Consider the following 20,394-nt stretch of genomic DNA (forward strand, 5'->3'; position numbering starts at 1 on the left):
ATTACATACTATGCATAATAGTAAAAAAATATTATAGTAAAAAAATATTAAAAATAAAAATTATATGTTTTTAAAAAACAATATTAGTGCTATTTTTAAAATAAATGCATATTTATTAAATACTTTTATTTTAAAAAATGATATTTCTAATATATAAAACATATTACTGGCAGATTATTAATACCTAGTATTATTTTCAATCAAAATTTATTATATAAAAAATTAAAAAAATAATAAAATATCATAGTACATAAAAATACTTTTATACTTTTTTATATTTTAAAAATTTTTATATACTTTTATTATATTTTTTCTAATAAAAATTTTAATAAACATTAACAAATTAATTAAGATCAATTTGTGAATAAAAACAACTTTTGGATATTTTGTTTATTCGACTCTTTTTGAAAAAACAACGCAATATACTTGAACATTCATCAGCTAAAATTCCTCCAGATACTAAAATACGATGTTGTTTTATATCAGGAGAATCAAAAATATTTATAACTGATCCTGCAGCTCCTGTTTTTGGATTATATGCACCATAGACCAAACGACTAATACGTGCATGAATCATGGCTCCTGCACACATAATACAAGGTTCTAATGTCACATAAAGTGTTGTATGAAGTAATCGATAATTTTTAAAATATTTACCTCCTGCCCGTAAAACTAAAATTTCAGCATGTGCGCTAGGATCATGGTTTAATATAGGTTGATTCCAATCTTTTGCAATCAATTTATTATTATATATCAATAATGCACTTACAGGAATCTCACCTTTTGTTTGAGCATATTTTGCAAGTAAAATATTTTTCTGCATCCAATAAAGATCTTTTTTAGCATAGTTCACACATAAAACTCTTTGAAATGATTAAAGTGATTAACGTGATTATTTGTAATATTTATATAACTTAATAAAATCTAATTTTTTGCTTACTATCATTATTCTTCGATAATAAAAAAAACAAAAATTATAATAATTTATAATATATACTGTAAAAAACTTTTTTTTAAAAAAAACAACTTGATTTAATTTATAAAAAAAATAAGAGTATAAATTAACATAATATTTATAACTACAAAAATAATTAAATTGACCATTATAATAAAAACATATTATAATCTATAATATATTAATATATTCATGTATATGAATATATTAATATAAAAAAAATACATATTTAAACATAAAACAAAAAATTTTAAAACATTAAATTTAATTATTAATTAAATTTAATGTTTTAATAAAAAAGTTTTTAAAATTAACTAAAGTTTTTAAAATTAACTACTGAGTCATTTTCAACAAAAGATCAAAAATGTCATTATTAATTAAAAATAGTTGTATAAATTGTGATATGTGCGAACCAGAATGCCCGAACAAAGCAATTTCGATAGGAAAAGAATTTTACAAAATTAATCCTAAACTTTGTACTGAGTGTATCGGGCATTATGACCAACCAACTTGCCAATCTGTTTGCCCAATCAAGAACACTATTATAAAAGATCCAAATAACATTGAAAATAAAAAAGAACTATGGGATAAATTTATTTTTTTAAAATTAAAAAATATTGATAATCCTTAATTTTCTATAATGACAATAGCATAAGCATATTTTTTTTCATCAGATAAAGATACATGAATCTTACGCACACCAATTTTTTTAGCAACTACTTTTGCCTGTTTTAATAAATTTATATTGGGTTTACCTAATTGATCATTAATAATTTCAAAATTATTAAACATTAAACCATTTCTAATCCCTGTTCCAAAAGCTTTCAATGCAGCTTCTTTAGCAGCAAAACGTTTTGCTAAAAAATAGATGGGATTAGAATGATATTTATATTCTTCTTTTTCTTGATACGAAAGTATACGTTTTGCTAAACGGTCTTTTGAACGTTTTATAATATTTTCAATACGTACAATTTCAACAAGATCAGCACCTAACCCAATAATAGCCATTTAATAACAAGACTCATGAAAAATTTTTTTCATATCAGCAATAGCGATTTCTATACCGCTAAAAATTGCTTTTGAAATAATTGCATGACCAATATTTAATTCATATATTCCTTTCAATTTTGCAATACGCTTAACATTTTCATAAGTTAATCCATGACCTGCATTTACTTTAAGTTTTTTATCATTAGCATAATTTATTGCAAATTTAATACGTTCAAGTTCTTTTACTATTTTTAACTCTGTTTTAGCTTCAGCATATACACCGGTATTTATTTCTATAAAAGGTGCACCGATTTCTGCTACAGCATCAATTTGCGTTATTTCTGGTTCAATAAAGACAGAAACAATAATCCCTGCTTTAGTTAATTTTTCTACACTTTTTGTAACTTGTGTTTTTTCTTTTATAACATCTAGACCACCTTCTGTGGTCATCTCTTCGATTTTTTCTGGTACTAAACAACAAAATTCAGGTTGTATTTCACAAATAAAATCAATAATTTTATCATTAGTTGCTATTTCTATATTCATTTTTGTTTGCAATGTTTGAGCAAGCAATTTAATATCACGCTCAGTAATATGGCGACGATCTTGACGCAAATGTACAGTAATTCCATTTGCACCAGCTTGTTCAGCAAGAAATGCAGCATAAACTGGATCAGGATATTTTGTTTTTCTTGCATTCCGTATTGTTGCAACATGATCAATATTAACACCTAATAATAAATCTGACATATAATTCCTATTATCTTTAAGATTTCCAATTCAAAAAGTTATAAAATTATAATCTTTTTTTTAAAAAGATTCAATGAAAATACATTAGTTCATTTTTTAACAATTATCAAAAATATAATTCAAAAATTTATGAAATAATTTAGCAAAAAAGGATTTTTGATAAAAAATCTTAATAAATGAGAAGTACAAAAAATATTTTTATGCTTAAAATACACATATAAAATAAAAAAATAACTGTTTATAATGTAAACGATAATTAAAATAAAGATAATTTTTATACTTTAAATTTTATAAAAAACATCAAAATCGATCTATCTACTTACTAACTTTAACAAAAAGTACAAGATTAATTTTAGTCGAAAAGTAATGCTCCATACTGATTCTGGCTGCAATTCCAATTTTTTTTATTTTATTACCTTTGTAACCAATCACTATTTTTTTTTGACCAGTTTTTTTAACAAAAATCACTCCATTAATATTATAACCGAAACGTTTATTGATAAGAAATTCATCAATTTTAATTTCAACAGAATAAGGTAGTTCATCACCTAAAAAACGCATAACTTTTTCACGAATAATTTCAGAAGCCATAAAACGTTTTGAACAGTTAGTAATATAATTTCTAGGAAAATAATATGATGCTACTGGGATATGTCGAGAAATAATATCACTTATAATATTTACACCTACACCATTTTTTGCACTAATTGGTACAATATCTAAAAAATTCATTTGCTTACTTAAGAATTTAATATGAGGTAATAATTTTTTTTTGTTTATTAAATTATCAATTTTATTAATTACTAATACTACAGTAGAATTAAAATTAATTAAATTATTAATTATAGCTATTTCATTTTTTGTCCAAAATATGCCTTCAACCACAAAAATAATTAATTTCATCTCCGATATCAAATTAATGGATATTTTATTCATTTTTTGATTAAAATTTATTTTTTTTTTATATCTACTCCTGGAGTATCAATATAAACAGATTGATAATTATCTTCTGTTTTAATTCCCATAATACAATCACGAGTTGTTTGGGGTTTATTGGAAGTAATAGAAATTTTTTTTCCTAATAATTGATTTAATAATGTTGATTTACCGACATTTGTACGCCCTATAATTCCTACAAATCCACAATGAGTTTTTTTTTGCATATTCATCTTTTTATCCAAATTCTAATATTTTTAAAGCCTGCTCTGCTGCTGCTTGTTCTGCTTTTCTACGACTAGACCCCGTTCCTGCTACAGGTCTATTTATTTTACAAACTTGACAATGAATTGTGAATTCTTGTTCGTGTGCTTCACCACAAATTTTAACAACAAAATAATTTGGTAAAGGTAAATGCCTTCCCTGCAAATATTCTTGTAACCTTGTTTTGTAATCTTTTTGCTTATCACCAGGATTAATCGTTAGTAATCTACTATTATACCATTCTAAAATAATTTTTTCAGTTTCTTGAATGTTGCTATCTAAAAAAATACTACCAATCAAAGCTTCAATAGTATCTGCTAAAATTGATTCTCTACGAAAACCACCACTTTTAAATTCACCGGGACCTAAACATAAATATTTTCCTAAATGGAATTCTCGTGCGAGCTCAGTTAATGTATTACCTCTAACTAATGTTGCTCTCATACGACTCATATCACCTTCATCTACTTTAGGAAAACGATGATAAAGATTATTAGCAATAACAAGACTTAAGATTGAATCACCTAAAAATTCTAATCTTTCGTTATGATTACTGCTTGCACTACGATGAGTTAACGCTTGTTTTAACAATTTTATTTCTTTAAAAAAATATCCAAGTTTATATTGTAACTCTTTAATTTCTTGTTTATTCGACCATTCAATTAAAAAAGAATTCATGTACTACCAATTTTTTTTATTATCATAAATTATATAAAATACAGATTAAAAATTAACAAATTTAAGTTTTATAAAAAATCATGTTTTATAAATTTTTATTTATAAAAATTTTGAAATCATAATTTTTAATTATAGTAATATATTTTACATTTATTCTTACATTAATCAATTTAGCATTAATCATTACTTTTATTCTTTTTATTTTTATTATTTAATTATACCAATACGATTTAAACGTAATCCAGTAGGCCATTTATTTTCATGTTTATCAAAACTCAACCAAATAAAAAAAGCACGTCCAATAAAATTCTCCTCTGGTACAAATCCCCACATACGACTATCTGCACTATTATCACGATTATCTCCCATCATGAAATAATGGTATGGGGGTACAATCCATTGATTATCTGGTAATCCAAATTGTTTATAATTTGAATTAACATATATTTGTGGAATAAAAAGTAAATCATAATTAATGCCATCTAATATCTCTTTTCTTTTAAATTGACGTAATGCATTATACGGAACTGATTCAATTATTGGAATCTGATAACTTCCAACCTGAGTTGATACCATGGAAGAATGAATATCAAAAAATAAAACCCATTCACTTTTTTCAAATGAAGAATAAATAATGGGTATTTTTTTTCTACAAATTACACTTAAACAATTAGGATATATAGTTAATTCTTTCGTTACAGGGTCATAAATAATTTTATCACCAGGCAAACCAATAACACGTTTAATGAAATTTATACTAGAATCTTTAGGGTATTTAAAAACAGCAATATCACCACGTTTAGGTTTCCCGACTTTTAAAAAAGTGGTTTGTGTAATAGGATCTTTTAATCCATATGCAAATTTTTCTGTTAAAATAAAATCACCAACTAATAAAGTAGGCATCATTGATCCTGATGGAATTTGAAATGGCTCATAAATCAATGTTCGAATGATTAATACGATTGCTAATATTGGAAAAAGAGATGAAAAACTATTAATCCATAATATTTGATTACTATTTTTTATTAAACAATTTTGTTCTAATGCTTTTTCAAACGTATTTATTTTCTTAATATTTTTTTTTTGAAAAAAAATTACTAATTTAAAACGATTAATAATCCAAATAATACCTGTAATTAAAGTTGCAAATGTCAATATTAAAGAAAAAGTATTGGCCATTAAAACTCTCCTCTTCTATACTTTTACTTGATTAAATCAGCGGGTATTTTTTTTACCTACATTTAAAATAGCTAGAAAAACTTCTTTGGGTAATTCAATATTACCTATTTTTTTCATCCTTTTTTTTCCTATTTTTTGTTTTTCTAATAATTTTTTTTTGCGACTAACATCACCACCATAACATCTAGATAATACATTTTTACGTAATGGTTTTACTGTTGAACGTGTAATAATATGTTTACCAACTGCAGCCTGAATAACAACATCAAATTGTTGACGTGGAATTAAATCTTTTATTTTTTTTATTAATTGACGAGCACAATAATCGGCATTTATACGGTGAACAATCAATGTTAAATCATCAATTTTTTCATTATTAATTAATATGTCTAAACTTATCATGTTAGCTACTTGAAAACGTCTAAAATTATAATCTAATGAAGCATATCCACGTGAAATAGACTTTAATCGATCAAAAAAATCCAAAATAACTTCACTCATAGGAATTTCATAAATTAATTTCACTTGATTACCATAATAAAACATATTAATTTGAATACCGCGTTTTTCTATGCATAACTTAATAACATTACCAAGATATTCTTTAGGAATTAATATATTACATAAAGCAATTGGTTCACGTAATTCATGTATATGACTTAATAATGGTAATTTAGCAGGATTATCAATATAAATAATTTTTTTATTTTTTAATTCAACTTCATAAAGTACTGTAGGAACAGTTGTAATAAGATTTAAATTATATTCTCGTTCTAAACGTTCTTGAATAATTTCCATATGTAATAAACCTAAAAACCCACATCGAAATCCATACCCTAATCTTGCTGAAGTTTCTGGTTCATAAAATAAAGAAGAATCATTCAAACTTAATTTAGCTAATGCATCACGAAACGATTCATAAGAATCAGAATTTATTGTAAATAATCCTGCATAAACTTGTGGTTTTACTCTTGTAAATCCAGGTAAAGCTTTTTCTGCTAAATCATAAGCACCTGTTAAAGTATCTCCAACAGCTGGGCCATGAATATCTTTAACAGAATAACTTAACCAACCTACTTCGCCACAATATAATTTTTGACAATCTATTCGTTTTGGTGTAAACACACCTAATCGATTAATATAATGAACTTTATTTGAACTCATGATTTTAATTTTATCACCTTTAGTAATCATTCCATTTTTTATACGTACTAAAGAAACAACCCCTAAATAATTATCAAACCATGAATCAATAATTAATGCTTGTAAGGGTTTTTTAAAATCACCATCAGGTGCTGGTATTTGCTTTATAAGACATTGAATAACATCTTCTATCCCTATGCCTGTTTTTGCTGAACAACGAACTACTTTTTTAGCATTAATGCCAATAATATTTTCAATTTCTTTAGCTACACGATCTGGTTCTGCAACAGGTAAATCTATCTTATTAAGAACAGGGATAACTGCTAAATTCATATCAATCGCAGTATAACAATTAGCCAAAGTTTGTGCTTCTACTCCTTGACTAGCATCAACAACAAGTAGTGCTCCTTCACAAGCAGCTAATGAACGAGATACTTCATAAGAAAAGTCTACATGACCAGGTGTATCAATAAAATTTAATTTATAAATTTCACCATCAGTATTTTTATAATTTAGAGTAACACTTTGAGCTTTTATAGTTATACCTCTTTCACGTTCTAAATCCATAGAATCTAGTACTTGTGTTTCCATTTCACGTTCAGACAAACCACCGCAAATTTGAATAATACGATCTGATAAAGTTGATTTACCATGATCAATATGAGCTATTATAGAAAAATTTCTTATACGTTTAATGTTCAATGTTATTTTTTCGTCTTAAATTCTTGATAAGATTATCTTTGGTATTATATTTTTAAATCTGTATTTATTAAATCTGTATTTACGAAAAATCATTTTATTTATATTATCTTTGCATATACAAAACTTATTTATCTTTTTTGACTTATTTTTTTATTTTTTATTTTTAGAAACACATTTTTTATTTTTCTAAAAATTAAGTTTTCATTTAATAAAAAAAACATATTAACTATCATATTAATAAAAAAATAAAACAACTATATATTGATAACAATTCTTTATTAATATAATATACGACATATTCATCTAAAATAGATATTTGATTAATTATTGTATTATTAATATTTATGAACCTTATTAAATTATATTAATAAAAAAAATATAAGATTAATTTTTTATTAAAAAAATATTAACAAAAAAAATATCAAAATAGCAAATTTATTATATAATTCATATTTTTCTAAAAAATATTATTAATTTTAAAAGATATATTGTTTCAATAATTATAAAAAATATAAAAAAAATTACTTCACTTCAAAAGTGTTATTTTTTTATAAAAAATCTTAAAAACAACTATCGTAAATTATATATCAATATTTTCCTGTAAATTTAATAATACAAAAAATTCTTAATACTAAAAATTTTTAATTTAACAGAAATCAAATATTTTTTATAAAATTTTAATAAAAAATAAATATACTTTTATTGACAAAATTCATTAATTATAATGTAAATATTTCTATAAAACATTTTATAAATGCATTTTTTAGCTTATATTATAATAATCAAAAAATTAAGATATTGATATTTGAAGATATTTTTAAAATATAAAAATTTATAGAATATTTTTTAAAATACTTTTTGATAAAAATCAATAGATATTTTTGTAAAAATACCACAAATAAAAAATTATTTTTTCTAATTTCTTTACTTTGCATAAGATTACTGAATAAAAAAATTGTCTGCTATTTATGATAGCAATAAATAAATTAATCATTTAACGATTTTTCATCGTATGATTTTATTTTAATAACATTAAAATTTTTGATTATTAAATTTTTATATATTCATTAAAAGTAAATATACATTTCTTGAAAATATAAAAAATATTACATAATATAGATATGTTATATATATTACTTTAATTTTAATAAAATATTAAAACTATCTTTTGATATACTTGTTATCAAAAATATTTTTTATCTTAATGTATATTATTTACAACTTTATGGACACAATAATCAATATTATTGAATAATAATCTTATTTTATGTAATTAAAAGAAAAAACAAAAATGATATTAAAAAAAATAATAGGAGTTATTATGTGCTATATACCAACATGGGTTGATATTATTAATAAAGAAAAACAAGAAGATTATTTTTGTAAAATTTTCAAATATCTCACCATAGCAAGAAAAATAGGAAAAATAATTTACCCTCCAAACAAAGATATTTTTAATGCTTTTTATTATACTAAACTCAGCAAAATAAAAGTTGTTATTTTAGGACAAGATCCTTACCATGGACCTAATCAAGCTCATGGATTTGCTTTTTCTGTTCCTAAAAATATTAAAATACCACCTTCTTTATTTAATATATATAAAGAATTAAAAACAGATATTCCTAATTTTAAATATCCAAATCATGGTTGCCTAATTAATTGGGCACAACAAGGGGTATTATTATTAAATACAGTTTTAACTGTTGAATCGGGCAAAGCACATTCACATTTTCATCTTGGTTGGGAGAAATTTACCAATAAAATAATTATGGCAATCAATCAATACTGTATTGGTGTAATTTTTCTATTATGGGGGTCCCATGCACAAAAAAAAAGTCAGTTCATTAATACTAAAAAACACTTTTTACTGCAAGCACCTCATCCTTCACCACTATCTGCTTATAAAGGTTTTTTTGGTTGTAAACATTTTTCTAAAACTAATGAAATTTTAATAAAAAAAGGATTGACAGTTATTAATTGGACATCATTATAATTTATAATTTTATAAGCTTTAATGCCACACACCCATAAAAACTGGGGTGAGGCATATTTTATCTAATACGTTTTTATTTTATTTATTTTGAAACAATAACCATAGCTGGACGTAATAAACGTCCATTTAATGTATATCCTTTTTGCATAACATCAATTACTTGATTGGGTTCATGCTTTTCAGAATGAACAACAGTCATTGCTTGATGCACTTCTGGATTAAAAGGAACATTATTTTCTACTACTACTGTAACACCATACTTATTAATAGTGTTTAAAAAAGATTTTAATGTTAATTCAAGACCTTCAAGCATTTTCATAGATGCAGAATTTTCTCTATCAACAACTTCAATTGCCCTTTCTAAATTATCAATAACAGGTAATAATTCATGAGCGAAACTTTCTAAAGCAAACTTATGTGCTTTTTCAATATCTTGTTCGGTACGTCGACGAATATTTTCAACTTCTGCTTTAGCTCTTAATAAAACTTCACGTTCACGTTTTTGTAATTCAGATAATTGTTGTTCTAATTCATTAATACGAGAATCAATCAAAACTTCTTCCATAGATTTTATTTCTTCTTCTGTATCAATAATATTTTTTTCCTTCTCATTTTTTTCTATTTTTTTAAATTCTGTTTCTTGAGAAGTTTCTTCATTATGTATTTTTTGATCTTCACTACTCATGAGCATCTCCATATTTATTTAGCAATAATCTAGATTATTAGACTATTATGGGGATAAAACTTGTGTATTCAAGAGAAAAGAACATCAACTTATAAGAAGAAAAAATATGCTGACTAAAATAGAACAAAAAAACAGATTATTTAAATATATTGGTATTATAGGATATCCTCGTTATTCTGAAGCATTAATAACACATAAACAATTATATCATTGGTTGAAAGAAAAAAAATATACAGTTTTACTTGAAAATAAAATTGCACAAAAACTTAACTTTAAAAAAGTTATTACAGGCACTTTAGAAGAAATAGGAAAAAAAGCAGATTTAATCATTGTTGTTGGTGGTGACGGTAATATGTTAGGTGCTGCACGTATTTTATCATATTATGAAAATAAAGTTATTGGTATTAATAGAGGTAATCTTGGTTTTTTAGCTGATTTAGGACCTGAAAATGCTAAAGAACAACTCACAGAAGTATTGGCAGGTAATTTTTATGAAGAAAAACGTTTTTTATTAGAAACACATGTTATTAAGAAAAAAAATGATAAATCTATAATGAGCAATGCAATTAACGAAGTAATTTTACATCCTGGTAAAGTTGCTCATATGATTGATTTTGATGTTTATATTGATGATCACTTTGCTTTCTCTCAACGTTCAGATGGACTGATTATTACTACCCCTACAGGATCTACTGCTTATTCTCTTTCAGCTGGTGGACCTATATTAACTCCTAACCTTGATGCAATTGCTTTAGTACCTATGTTTCCTCATACACTTTCATCACGCCCACTAGTTATTAGCAGCGATAGTATTATTAAATTAAAATTTAGAAAAAAGAACATTAACTACAAAATGAGTTGTGATAGCCAAATTATTTTACCTATAGAAAATGATAATGATGAAGTTTTAATCAAAAAAAGCAAAAAAAAGCTTCATCTAATTCATCCTAAAAATTATAATTATTTTAATGTATTAAGTTCTAAACTTGGTTGGTCAAAAAAATATTTTTATTTTTAATACATAAAAAAATTAAAAAAATGTAATTTAAATATAATTTAATATATATAAAATTATATTTTATAAAATTATTAGAAATATATTCATATAATATTGAAATATTATAATTTGTTATATTGCTATTTAAACATAATTGACAATATTAATATTAATAAAAAATATTAGTTTATTGATCATCATGTAACATTGACGATTTTAATACAAATATTTTTTATAAAAATAAGAAATATTGTAAGTATATAAATAAAATTTTAAAAATTACTTAATTCCAAAATACCAACAAGTTACAATAAGAAACTTACAATAAGAAAGTTACAATAAGAAATGAAGAATATTTACATAAATATTACTCTTAACAATTAAATTCTTATATTTTTAATACAAAAAAAATACGCATTTTGTTATATAAAATTATTTCAAAAAAATGCTACGACTTTTATTTATTTCTGCAAAATATAAATAAACATATAGTTCATAATATAAATATAAAATATTTTATTTCTATTATTTAAGTTATGATATAATATGTTTTTTATCAAAACAATATATTTTTTTATGTATAAAATATTAATTCAGATCTTAACAATTTGTACTATTTTTTTAATAACAGGCTGTTCTATTATCGAAAATTTTATTTATCATCCTGATATTAATCAAGGTAATTATTTTACTATAAAAGATCTTTCAAAAATAAAATTAGGAATGACTAAAGAACAAATAATATACATATTAGGAACACCAATGCTCAAAGAGCCATTTGGAGCACAAATATGGTATTACATTTTATATCAAAAAAATAGTCATCAAAAAGCACAACAAAAAACATTAATACTTACTTTTAATGAAAAATCTGTTTTAATTAAAATGTATCAGAAAAATAACAAAAGAAAAAAAATTGTAACATAAATCTAAAAATTTATAGAAAAAATAAATATTTTGATTTATAATATTTGTAATAATAACATCTGCTTAATATTTATTTTTAATTCTTAATTTATTAAAAATTTTTATTTCTTTAACACTTTATCACTTAATAATCATTAAATAAAAAACACTATATTAATAATCATTAAATAAAAAACACTATATAATTCAATACATAATATTTCTTTTTTAAATTACTGATTTTATTAATACAAAAATGAATATTTTTCAATAAAAAATATTTTTATCATATTAAAATTATTAATTAAACAAATATGGTTAATGATTTATAAATTACAAAAATTTTAATATTTATTTCATAAATTACAATAGATCTCATCAGCACGTCTAGAAAAAGCTATAAGAATTTTTTCTGCAACTTCATGTAAAACTTTTGCAAAAAATATTTCTAAAAATTGATTGATAAATTCAACTTCTAGATAAAATTCAATCTTACAAGAATTTTTATTTAAAGATCTAAAAAACCAATGACCTATTAATTGATGCAATGGACCTTTTATCAATTTCATGTGAATACTTTGATACTCTTCAAATGTATTATGAGTAACAAAAGTTTTAGAAAAATTATATTGAGAAATATCAATAGCTGCTATCATTTCATTTTTCTTATAATTCAATATTTGACTATTTGTACAATAAGGTAAAAACAATGAATATGAATTCACATCATTTACCAAATGAAAAATTTTTTTTGCACTATGAGACATGAAAAAAGAACGAGTAATCTTTGACATTAAGATTATTACCTAATCAAAAAAAGTTTATCAAAAAAAATTTATTTAAAAAAATCAATGAAAATTTTATTTTTACCGTGTTATTTATTAATACATAGATTATAATTATTAATTACAATGAATAAAAAAACAAAAAAAAGCAACTACAAAATCATAATTATAAACAAAAAAGCCAAATATGAATATTTTATTCATGAAGTATTTGAAGCTGGTTTAAACCTATTAGGTTGGGAAGTTAAAGCATTACGTTCTGGAAATGTCAATATTAACAATACTTATGTATCAGTAAAAAACAAAGAAGCTTATCTTTTAGGTTTAATGATTACCCCATTACGTATGGCTTCTTCTAATATAATTTATGATTCTACAAGAACACGTAAATTATTATTAAATCAAAATGAAATCAATTTATTATTAGGAAAAATTCATAAAACAGGTCATACTATAATAGTATTATCTCTTTATTGGAAAAATGCTTGGTGCAAAACAAAAATTGCTTTAGCTACAGGTAAAAATAAACATGACAAACGTTCTGATATCAAAAAACAAGAATGGATTATACAAAAAAATAAAATTATGAAAAATAAAAACAAATAAACAAATAAACAAAAAAATAAAAATACTATATAATAATCTTTTAATAAATCATGGGGCTGATTTAGGATTCGACGAAATTTATGAAACCCAAAAGTGCATGTCGAGGTGCGGTTGGCCTCGTAAAAAGCCGCAAAAAAATAGTCGCAAACGACAATCAATATACACTGGCAGCTTAATAACCTGCTTCAGCGTCTTCTCTTTCCCTAGCCTCCTCTCTTAGGACGGGGATAAAAGAAGTTAAATTTTAAAAAAGAGATCATGGGTTATCTAAAGTCTGAGATACCCCGTTGAAAATAAGAAGACTGAACTAATTAGTAGATGTGTCTGTTCATCATTAATTAGTAAAAAAACAGAACAAGCATGTAGTACTTAGGATGTAAAAATTTCGGACGCGGGTTCAACTCCCGCCAGCTCCACCAAAATTTTTTTTATAAAATTTTTATTAATCACTTATTAATTTATTTATAAATATTTATAAATAAATTAATAATTTAAAATTATGGTAATTTTTTTAAAAATCACTAATAGATAAAAATAAGATATTGATCCATATCATTTGCATTAATAAAGTATTGTCATATTTATTTTAATAAAAAATATAGATCATAATAAATAACTAATATTTTTACTTACTGCTATTTTTAAAATAAAAAAATAAATTATTAATTTTATTTAAAAATAAAAACATACAAAAAATCATAGATATTGATTATAAAAAAAGAAAATTTATAAAAAATAAAAAAATCTTATTAATTAATTACCTACAAAAAAGAAGCCTGTCACTATAAGGTGACAGGCTTCAAAAAATCCATTTTTTTATTTAATTTTACAAATATCATCATCTTAAAGAGCAGTTACATTCGCTGCAGCTGGACCTTTAGAGCCATCTTCAATGGTAAATTCTACATTTTGTCCCTCAGCAAGGGTTTTGAATCCATTTCCTTGAATGGCAGAAAAGTGAACGAATACATCTTTGCTACCATCAGAAGGAGTGATGAAACCAAAGCCTTTAGATTCATTAAACCACTTTACTTGACCTTTCATTTTGTCAGACATGTGCCTTTTCCTATTATAACAAATAAACATTTTCCGCTTTTAGCTGGTTATAAATAAGCCTAAATTAATACTATTTAATTTGAAAGTACTTCAATTAAAATTACAATAATAACATCAAATATATAATATATTGTAATATACAAATTAAAATATTTATAATTAAATATATTGTTTATTAGACTTCTTTTTATTAACGCACGAATAGTATATAATATCAATAGTTTTATACTCTTGTTTTAGATTTTTTCTAAAAAAATCGTAATAATTTTAAAAATACTTAAAATAAGAACCATTTAAATATTAAAAATAATTATTTAATTTCAGAAAATCATTTAACAAAAAATAAATCTATTAAAATTTTACTAAAACTAAAATATTAAATTATATAATTTACTACTTTAATTCCTAATTTTAGAAAAAATTAAAATATACGATATATTTATAAATATATTACTATAACTAAATATAGATTTAAATAATTTTTTTAATAAAGAAATTCATTAAATAAACATCTATGTATAAAAATTTTTGTTATATAAATAACTTTAGTATTATATAAAAATATGAAATATGATTTTATGATATTATAGCAAATATAAAAAAATAATAAATCTAATCAAATTATTACAATCACATTTAAGATTTATTTTTATAAAGATATTACTAGATATATCATGATTGATAAACAACAAAAAACATACTTTTTTTTGTTGACAAAAGATCATAAAATATTTACAATTTTTTTAATTTCACAAAATTTTTTAATTAAATTCCTCCATAGTTCAGTCGGTAGAACAGCGGACTGTTAATCCGCGTGTCACTGGTTCGAATCCAGTTGGAGGAGCCAAAAAATATTTTTTTGTTCTTATATCTAATATTACATAAATATCTAATATTCCATAAAAACAAAGCAAATTATTATAATCAAAAAATATAATATATATAAAAAAATAATTCATAAATAATTTATTTAACTGATAATTATAATATTTATTATATTATAAAATAATATTTATAAGATTTTATCTTTTAAAATCATCTTTTGAAATCTATCAAATTTTTTAATATAAAAAATCTTTAAATTAACAATATATTTTACTATTAAAATTACGGAGGGAGAGAGATTCGAACTCTCGGATAGATTTACCCATCGGTGGTTTTCAAGACCACTGCCTTCAACCACTCGGCCATCCCTCCATAACAGATATATTGTAAAACTTTAAATCATTATAATATTCTACAAAAAATTACATAATTTAGATAGTATATATTATTAATATAATATACTTGAATAAAAAAATAAATTTTATAAAATATTAATTTATTTTATAGAGAAAATATTTTATGTTTATATTTGAAAATCGTAAAATTGAAACTGATAATCATGGTTATCTAAAAAATAGTCAAGAATGGAAAAAATCCATGGTATATCTATTAGCTAAGCATGAAAATATCATATTAACAAAACAACATTGGAAAATTATTCTATTTATCCGTGAATTTTATTTAAAATTCAATACATCACCAAGTATGCGAATGTTAACAAAAGCAATTAGTCAACAATACGGTGAAACTATTGGTAATAGTTGTTATCTTTACAATCTTTTTCCAAACGGACCAGCTAAACAAGCAACAAAACTGGCAGGTTTGCCTAAACCGATAAAATGTATATGAAATACAAAAAATTTACATTATCTTAATTTTAACTAATTAACACGTTAATTTGATGAACTTATATTATATCTAAAAATAAAATTCTTGAAATTTATATTTTAATCCATATATTAAAAATAGTTAAAAGAAATGATAATTTTTAAAAATACTATCTACTATGATAACTAACAGTAAATTTAATATTGGACAAAAAATTAGACATCAACTTTTAGGTTATCTGGGTGTTATAGTAGATGTTGATGCAAAATATTGTTTAGATATATTTAAAAACAAAGATATTAAATACCATACAACTTTATTGGAAGCTCCATGGTATCATGTAATCATGGAAGATAGTAATGGTGAACATATTCATACTTATTTAGCTGAAGCTCAAATTACATATGAGATTTTTGATGAAAACCTAGATGACTCATCTTTAGATGAGTTATCAAAATCTATTAAAATTCAATTAGAAAATCCACAGTTACGTAATTAAATTTTTATAATAACGTTAAATAGTATTATTTTAATAATACGAAATAATATTTTAGACTAATATATATTTCTTTAAATTATGTAAGAAAAATAAAATTTTTTTAAAAAAATAAGTTACATATTTTTTATTTTTCAAAATAAGAATAGATTATTAAAATCATATTATTAATTACAAAAAATAAAAACATAAAAATCTAAAAATAATTGTATAATCTTTATATAATATTAACAGAAATTACCAGGTTTTCTAAAAACTATTTATTCAAATTTTGAAATAAATTATTATATATTAAGATATAATATAATTTCAAAATATATGTTTATGAACATACAGATGTTTTATACTTTTTTTAATAAAAAACATATCAAAAATTTTTAAATTTTTTACAAAAAACAAAAAAAAATACTTATTACTTTTTTACTTTTATATATTTTTTATAAGTTTTATTTTTAATATTTTTTATTATTTGTAATAAATTTTATTTTAATATCACTTTAAAATACATATCATTTTAAAACTATAAAAAATATAAAAAGCACACAAAAGAACATATAAAAAAATTTTTATTTCAATTATTAAACTTTGATTTTTGAATTATTAATTCTTTTTCTATTGCTAAATTTATCTCCAATCGTTCACGCTCTTTTAAAATAATAGCAGAAGGTGCCCGCTTGAGAAAAATTTCGTTAGCTAATCTAGCTTTAATAATTGATATTTCTTGTTTTAATTTTTTAATTTTTTTATCTAAACGAAATAATTCTTTATTTTTATCAACTGAATTATCTATTGAAATTAATATTTCAATACCACTTACTACTTGAGTTACAAAAAATGATTTTTCTTTTACTTGGTCAACAAGATGTATTGAAGTATACTTCAACATTCCTTGAACAACATTTAAATGCTCTTTAAGTATTTTTTTAATGACATTATTCATACAACGTAAAAATACGTTCAATTGCTGACCAGAAGAAATATTCATTTCTTTTCGAATGTTACGTACAGATACAATTATTTTTTTTATATATTCAATATTATAAAATGCTTCTTCATCAATCTTTGATGATTCAAAAACAGGAAAAGATTCCAACATAATAGTATTTGCATTAAAATTTTTTAGCAATTTAATTTTTTGCCAAATACTTTCTGTAATAAATGGAATAATAGGATGAGCTAAACGTAATAAGCTTTCCAATATTTCAAGTAATGTATAACGCGTAGAACAAATCATTTTATGGTTACTCTGATTAATAATAATTTTTGAAAATTCTACATACCAATCACAAAATTGATGCCATATGAATTCATAAATAATATTAGCAGCAATATCAAAACGATAAGTATCTAAAGCTTCACGATATGATTTAATTGTTTTATTAAATACTGTTCTGATCCATCGATCAGGAAGAGAAAAAATCATTTCTTCAGTATTATATTTATTATAATAATCTTTTTTTTCAGTATTAATTAATACATAACGACTTACATTCCAAAGTTTATTACAAAAGTTACGATATCCAATAAGTCGTTTTATATTCCAATTAATATCTCTTCCAGTTGAAGCTAATGAAGCTAATGTAAAACGTAAAGCATCTGTACCATGCGCATCAATTCCTTGAGGATATTCTCTTCTAGTACGATCAGCAATTTTTTTTGCCAATTTTGGTTGTAACATATTTGCAGTACGTTTTAAAAGTAATTTATCTAAAGAAATTCCATCAATTAAATCTAAAGGATCAATAACATTTCCTTGAGATTTTGACATTTTTTTTCCTTCTTCATCACGTATTAAACCTGTTATATAAACTGTTTTAAAAGGAATTTGTCCTTGACCATCTTCATCCTTAATAAAATACATAGTTAACATAATCATACGAGCTATCCAAAAAAAAATAATATCAAAACCAGTGACTAATACATCAGTTGGATGAAATATTTTTAACATATCACTTTTTTCTGGCCACCCTAATGTTGAAAAACTCCAAAGAGCAGATGAAAACCAAGTATCTAATACATCTTCATCCTGATATAAACTAACATCATCAGGAAGATTATTTTCTAAACGAACCGTTTTTTCATTATTACCAACATATACTTTATTATTATTATCATACCAAGCTGGTATCCTATGTCCCCACCATAATTGCCGTGAAATACACCAATCTTTAACATTTTTCATCCAAGAAAAATACATATTTTCATATTGTTGAGGTATAAATTTAATACGTCCATCTTTCACAGCGATAATAGCTTTTTCTGCTAATGAAGCAGTGCGAACATACCATTGATTAGTTAACATGGGCTCAATAACTACATTACTACGTTCACTATAAGGAATATTTACTTTTTGAGATTTTGTTAAAATTAATAACCCTAACTTTTCTAATTCATTAATAATTGCTTTCCTAGCAACAAAACGTTCCATTCCACGATAAGGAAGAGGGATAAAAGATGTATAAATATTACTATGATTACCCATACTATCAAAGATTTCTGCTTTTTCGCGAATATGTGCATTAATATCAAAAATATTAATCATTGGTAATTTATGACGTTGTCCAACTTCATATTGATAAAAATCATGTGCTGGTGATATTTTTATACATTCACCTTTTTTTATATCAATGCATTTATCACCAATAATAGGAATACGACGATTAACTAAAGGCAGTAAAACTTGTTTTCCAATTAAATTATGATAAAATGGATGAGATGGGTTAACAATAACCCCAGTATCACTCAATATTGTTTCTGGTCGCTCAGTAGCAATAACAATATATCTTTTACCTTCTAAAGTTTTTGTTCCATCAGCAAGTGGATAACGTAAATACCATACAAAACTATTTACTTCTCTATTTTCAACTTCTAAATCTGAAATTGCTGTATGTAATTTAGGATCCCAGTTGACTAATCTTTTACCACGATATATAAGATTATTTTTATAAAGACGAATAAATGTTTCTTGCACAGCTTTTGATAAACCTGAATCCATAGTAAAACGTTCACGTTCCCAATCTACAGAATTTCCAAGACGTCGCATTTGTTGAGAAATATTATTTCCATATTCTGATTTCCATTTCCAAATTTTTTCAATAAATTTTTCTCTTCCATAATCATACTTCGTTTTATTTTCTTCGATAAAAATTTTACGCTCAACAACCATTTGAGTAGCAATACCAGCATGATCCGTACCACTTTGCCATAATGTATTTTTTCCTTGCATTCTATGATAACGGACTAATATGTCCATAATGGTTTGTTGAAAAGCATGACCCATATGTAAATCACCTGTAATATTAGGTGGAGGGATAACAATACAAAAATTATTTTTTTTATTATTAATATTAGGTTTAAAATAACCATTTTTTTCCCAAAATGCATATAAAGATTGTTCAATTACTGATGGATTATAAATTTTGTCTATCAATGATTCAGATGAAATTATATTTTCTTGTTTTTTTTTCATTTTTTTTCTATTTAATTTTTCGTAGTATTGCTATAATCGTAAATTACAATTCATATAAAAAATTATGTCTACATCGGTTTTTAAATAATTATTGAAAATTTGATTTATAAAATAAAAATATTTTATTCTCATGAAATATTAAAAATAAATG

At 23.1% G+C, this 20,394-nt stretch carries 19 protein-coding genes, 2 tRNA genes and 1 other RNA gene; 9 read left to right on the top strand and 13 right to left on the bottom strand.

The features are described from left to right. Positions 1–343: 343 nt before the first annotated feature. Positions 344–853, bottom strand: coding sequence for a tRNA adenosine(34) deaminase TadA (gene tadA / locus ABNS14_RS02010; protein ID WP_348666042.1), 510 nt, complete (start codon positions 851–853; stop codon positions 344–346). A 466-nt stretch (positions 854–1,319) separates the two neighbouring features. Here tadA and ABNS14_RS02015 point away from each other — a divergent pair, with 466 nt between their 5' ends. Further along, positions 1,320–1,586 (top strand): YfhL family 4Fe-4S dicluster ferredoxin, encoded by a 267-nt coding sequence (locus ABNS14_RS02015; protein ID WP_348666043.1) that lies wholly within the window; start codon positions 1,320–1,322, stop codon positions 1,584–1,586. Here the strand turns inward: ABNS14_RS02015 and acpS are convergent. From acpS to lepA, 7 genes are all read right to left on the bottom strand, one after another. Further along, the gene (gene acpS, locus ABNS14_RS02020; RefSeq protein WP_348666044.1) at positions 1,583–1,963 is read right to left on the bottom strand and encodes a holo-ACP synthase; all 381 of its coding nucleotides are present in this window, start codon (positions 1,961–1,963) and stop codon (positions 1,583–1,585) included. The two genes, ABNS14_RS02015 and acpS, sit on opposite strands and share 4 nt — an antisense overlap. After that, positions 1,964–2,695 (bottom strand): pyridoxine 5'-phosphate synthase, encoded by a 732-nt coding sequence (gene pdxJ, locus ABNS14_RS02025; RefSeq protein WP_348666046.1) that lies wholly within the window; start codon positions 2,693–2,695, stop codon positions 1,964–1,966. It abuts the gene before it with no gap. Between the two features lie 315 nt (positions 2,696–3,010). Then, positions 3,011–3,598, bottom strand: a complete 588-nt coding sequence (gene era, locus ABNS14_RS02030; RefSeq protein WP_348666047.1) for a GTPase Era — start codon at positions 3,596–3,598, stop codon at positions 3,011–3,013. Positions 3,599–3,645: 47 nt separating this feature from the next. Beyond that, the gene (locus tag ABNS14_RS02035) at positions 3,646–3,858 is read right to left on the bottom strand and encodes a GTPase (protein ID WP_348666049.1); all 213 of its coding nucleotides are present in this window, start codon (positions 3,856–3,858) and stop codon (positions 3,646–3,648) included. A gap of 10 nt (positions 3,859–3,868) precedes the next feature. Then, on the bottom strand, positions 3,869–4,573 hold the full coding sequence (gene rnc / locus ABNS14_RS02040; protein WP_348666050.1) for a ribonuclease III: 705 nt from the start codon (positions 4,571–4,573) through the stop codon (positions 3,869–3,871). Between the two features lie 207 nt (positions 4,574–4,780). Beyond that, positions 4,781–5,752 (bottom strand): signal peptidase I, encoded by a 972-nt coding sequence (lepB, locus tag ABNS14_RS02045; RefSeq protein ID WP_348666051.1) that lies wholly within the window; start codon positions 5,750–5,752, stop codon positions 4,781–4,783. A 36-nt stretch (positions 5,753–5,788) separates the two neighbouring features. Continuing rightward, the gene (gene lepA / locus ABNS14_RS02050) at positions 5,789–7,591 is read right to left on the bottom strand and encodes a translation elongation factor 4 (protein ID WP_348666660.1); all 1,803 of its coding nucleotides are present in this window, start codon (positions 7,589–7,591) and stop codon (positions 5,789–5,791) included. A gap of 1,327 nt (positions 7,592–8,918) precedes the next feature. Between lepA and ung the strand changes: the two genes are divergently transcribed. Beyond that, complete coding sequence (gene ung / locus ABNS14_RS02055) at positions 8,919–9,590, top strand: uracil-DNA glycosylase (RefSeq protein ID WP_348666052.1); 672 nt, start codon at positions 8,919–8,921, stop codon at positions 9,588–9,590. A gap of 82 nt (positions 9,591–9,672) precedes the next feature. Here ung and grpE read toward each other — a convergent pair whose 3' ends face one another. Further along, positions 9,673–10,275, bottom strand: coding sequence for a nucleotide exchange factor GrpE (gene grpE / locus ABNS14_RS02060; RefSeq protein WP_348666053.1), 603 nt, complete (start codon positions 10,273–10,275; stop codon positions 9,673–9,675). Between the two features lie 106 nt (positions 10,276–10,381). Here grpE and nadK point away from each other — a divergent pair, with 106 nt between their 5' ends. Next, positions 10,382–11,293 (top strand): NAD(+) kinase, encoded by a 912-nt coding sequence (gene nadK / locus ABNS14_RS02065; RefSeq protein WP_348666054.1) that lies wholly within the window; start codon positions 10,382–10,384, stop codon positions 11,291–11,293. Positions 11,294–11,848: 555 nt separating this feature from the next. Beyond that, positions 11,849–12,199 carry an outer membrane protein assembly factor BamE gene (gene bamE / locus ABNS14_RS02070; protein WP_348666055.1) on the top strand — a complete coding sequence of 117 codons (351 nt, stop codon included), beginning with the start codon at positions 11,849–11,851 and terminating at the stop codon, positions 12,197–12,199. A 335-nt stretch (positions 12,200–12,534) separates the two neighbouring features. On the opposite strand, the gene ABNS14_RS02075 is transcribed toward bamE, so the two are convergent. Then, positions 12,535–12,972: an SRPBCC family protein gene (locus tag ABNS14_RS02075; protein ID WP_348666056.1), complete on the bottom strand. Its 438-nt coding sequence runs from the start codon at positions 12,970–12,972 to the stop codon at positions 12,535–12,537. 117 nt (positions 12,973–13,089) lie between these two features. On the opposite strand from ABNS14_RS02075, the gene smpB reads away from it, so the two are divergent. After that, complete coding sequence (gene smpB, locus ABNS14_RS02080; protein ID WP_348666058.1) at positions 13,090–13,569, top strand: SsrA-binding protein SmpB; 480 nt, start codon at positions 13,090–13,092, stop codon at positions 13,567–13,569. A 52-nt stretch (positions 13,570–13,621) separates the two neighbouring features. Next, positions 13,622–13,988, top strand: a transfer-messenger RNA (tmRNA) gene (ssrA, locus tag ABNS14_RS02085). Positions 13,989–14,412: 424 nt separating this feature from the next. On the opposite strand, the gene cspE is transcribed toward ssrA, so the two are convergent. Continuing rightward, positions 14,413–14,625: a transcription antiterminator/RNA stability regulator CspE gene (gene cspE / locus ABNS14_RS02090; protein WP_026823671.1), complete on the bottom strand. Its 213-nt coding sequence runs from the start codon at positions 14,623–14,625 to the stop codon at positions 14,413–14,415. 771 nt (positions 14,626–15,396) lie between these two features. Between cspE and ABNS14_RS02095 the strand changes: the two genes are divergently transcribed. Next, positions 15,397–15,472 (top strand) — tRNA-Asn (locus ABNS14_RS02095). Positions 15,473–15,735: 263 nt separating this feature from the next. On the opposite strand, the gene ABNS14_RS02100 is transcribed toward ABNS14_RS02095, so the two are convergent. Then, a tRNA-Ser gene (locus ABNS14_RS02100) sits at positions 15,736–15,822 on the bottom strand. A 147-nt stretch (positions 15,823–15,969) separates the two neighbouring features. On the opposite strand from ABNS14_RS02100, the gene ABNS14_RS02105 reads away from it, so the two are divergent. Then, positions 15,970–16,299, top strand: a complete 330-nt coding sequence (locus ABNS14_RS02105) for a TusE/DsrC/DsvC family sulfur relay protein (protein ID WP_348666060.1) — start codon at positions 15,970–15,972, stop codon at positions 16,297–16,299. 157 nt (positions 16,300–16,456) lie between these two features. Next, entirely contained in the window at positions 16,457–16,777 is a 321-nt protein-coding gene (gene hspQ / locus ABNS14_RS02110) for a heat shock protein HspQ (RefSeq protein ID WP_348666061.1), read from the top strand. Between the two features lie 568 nt (positions 16,778–17,345). Here the strand turns inward: hspQ and ABNS14_RS02115 are convergent. Further along, entirely contained in the window at positions 17,346–20,201 is a 2,856-nt protein-coding gene (locus ABNS14_RS02115; RefSeq protein WP_348666661.1) for a valine--tRNA ligase, read from the bottom strand. Positions 20,202–20,394: the final 193 nt, after the last annotated feature.

Origin of the sequence: Arsenophonus symbiont of Ornithomya chloropus (assembly GCF_964026495.1) — a bacterium.
GTDB lineage: Bacteria > Pseudomonadota > Gammaproteobacteria > Enterobacterales > Enterobacteriaceae > Arsenophonus.

Bases quoted from the DNA above. Each gene is read 5' to 3' on its own strand.
- ABNS14_RS02015 (WP_348666043.1), top strand. From the start codon at position 1,320: ATGTCATTATTAATTAAAAATAGTTGTATAAATTGTGATATGTGCGAA.
- acpS (WP_348666044.1), bottom strand. From the start codon at position 1,963: ATGGCTATTATTGGGTTAGGTGCTGATCTTGTTGAAATTGTACGTATT.
- pdxJ (WP_348666046.1), bottom strand. From the start codon at position 2,695: ATGTCAGATTTATTATTAGGTGTTAATATTGATCATGTTGCAACAATA.
- era (WP_348666047.1), bottom strand. From the start codon at position 3,598: ATGAAATTAATTATTTTTGTGGTTGAAGGCATATTTTGGACAAAAAAT.
- ABNS14_RS02035 (WP_348666049.1), bottom strand. From the start codon at position 3,858: ATGCAAAAAAAAACTCATTGTGGATTTGTAGGAATTATAGGGCGTACA.
- rnc (WP_348666050.1), bottom strand. From the start codon at position 4,573: ATGAATTCTTTTTTAATTGAATGGTCGAATAAACAAGAAATTAAAGAG.
- lepB (WP_348666051.1), bottom strand. From the start codon at position 5,752: ATGGCCAATACTTTTTCTTTAATATTGACATTTGCAACTTTAATTACA.
- ung (WP_348666052.1), top strand. From the start codon at position 8,919: ATGTGCTATATACCAACATGGGTTGATATTATTAATAAAGAAAAACAA.
- grpE (WP_348666053.1), bottom strand. From the start codon at position 10,275: ATGAGTAGTGAAGATCAAAAAATACATAATGAAGAAACTTCTCAAGAA.
- nadK (WP_348666054.1), top strand. From the start codon at position 10,382: ATGCTGACTAAAATAGAACAAAAAAACAGATTATTTAAATATATTGGT.
- bamE (WP_348666055.1), top strand. From the start codon at position 11,849: ATGTATAAAATATTAATTCAGATCTTAACAATTTGTACTATTTTTTTA.
- ABNS14_RS02075 (WP_348666056.1), bottom strand. From the start codon at position 12,972: ATGTCAAAGATTACTCGTTCTTTTTTCATGTCTCATAGTGCAAAAAAA.
- smpB (WP_348666058.1), top strand. From the start codon at position 13,090: ATGAATAAAAAAACAAAAAAAAGCAACTACAAAATCATAATTATAAAC.
- cspE (WP_026823671.1), bottom strand. From the start codon at position 14,625: ATGTCTGACAAAATGAAAGGTCAAGTAAAGTGGTTTAATGAATCTAAA.
- ABNS14_RS02105 (WP_348666060.1), top strand. From the start codon at position 15,970: ATGTTTATATTTGAAAATCGTAAAATTGAAACTGATAATCATGGTTAT.
- hspQ (WP_348666061.1), top strand. From the start codon at position 16,457: ATGATAACTAACAGTAAATTTAATATTGGACAAAAAATTAGACATCAA.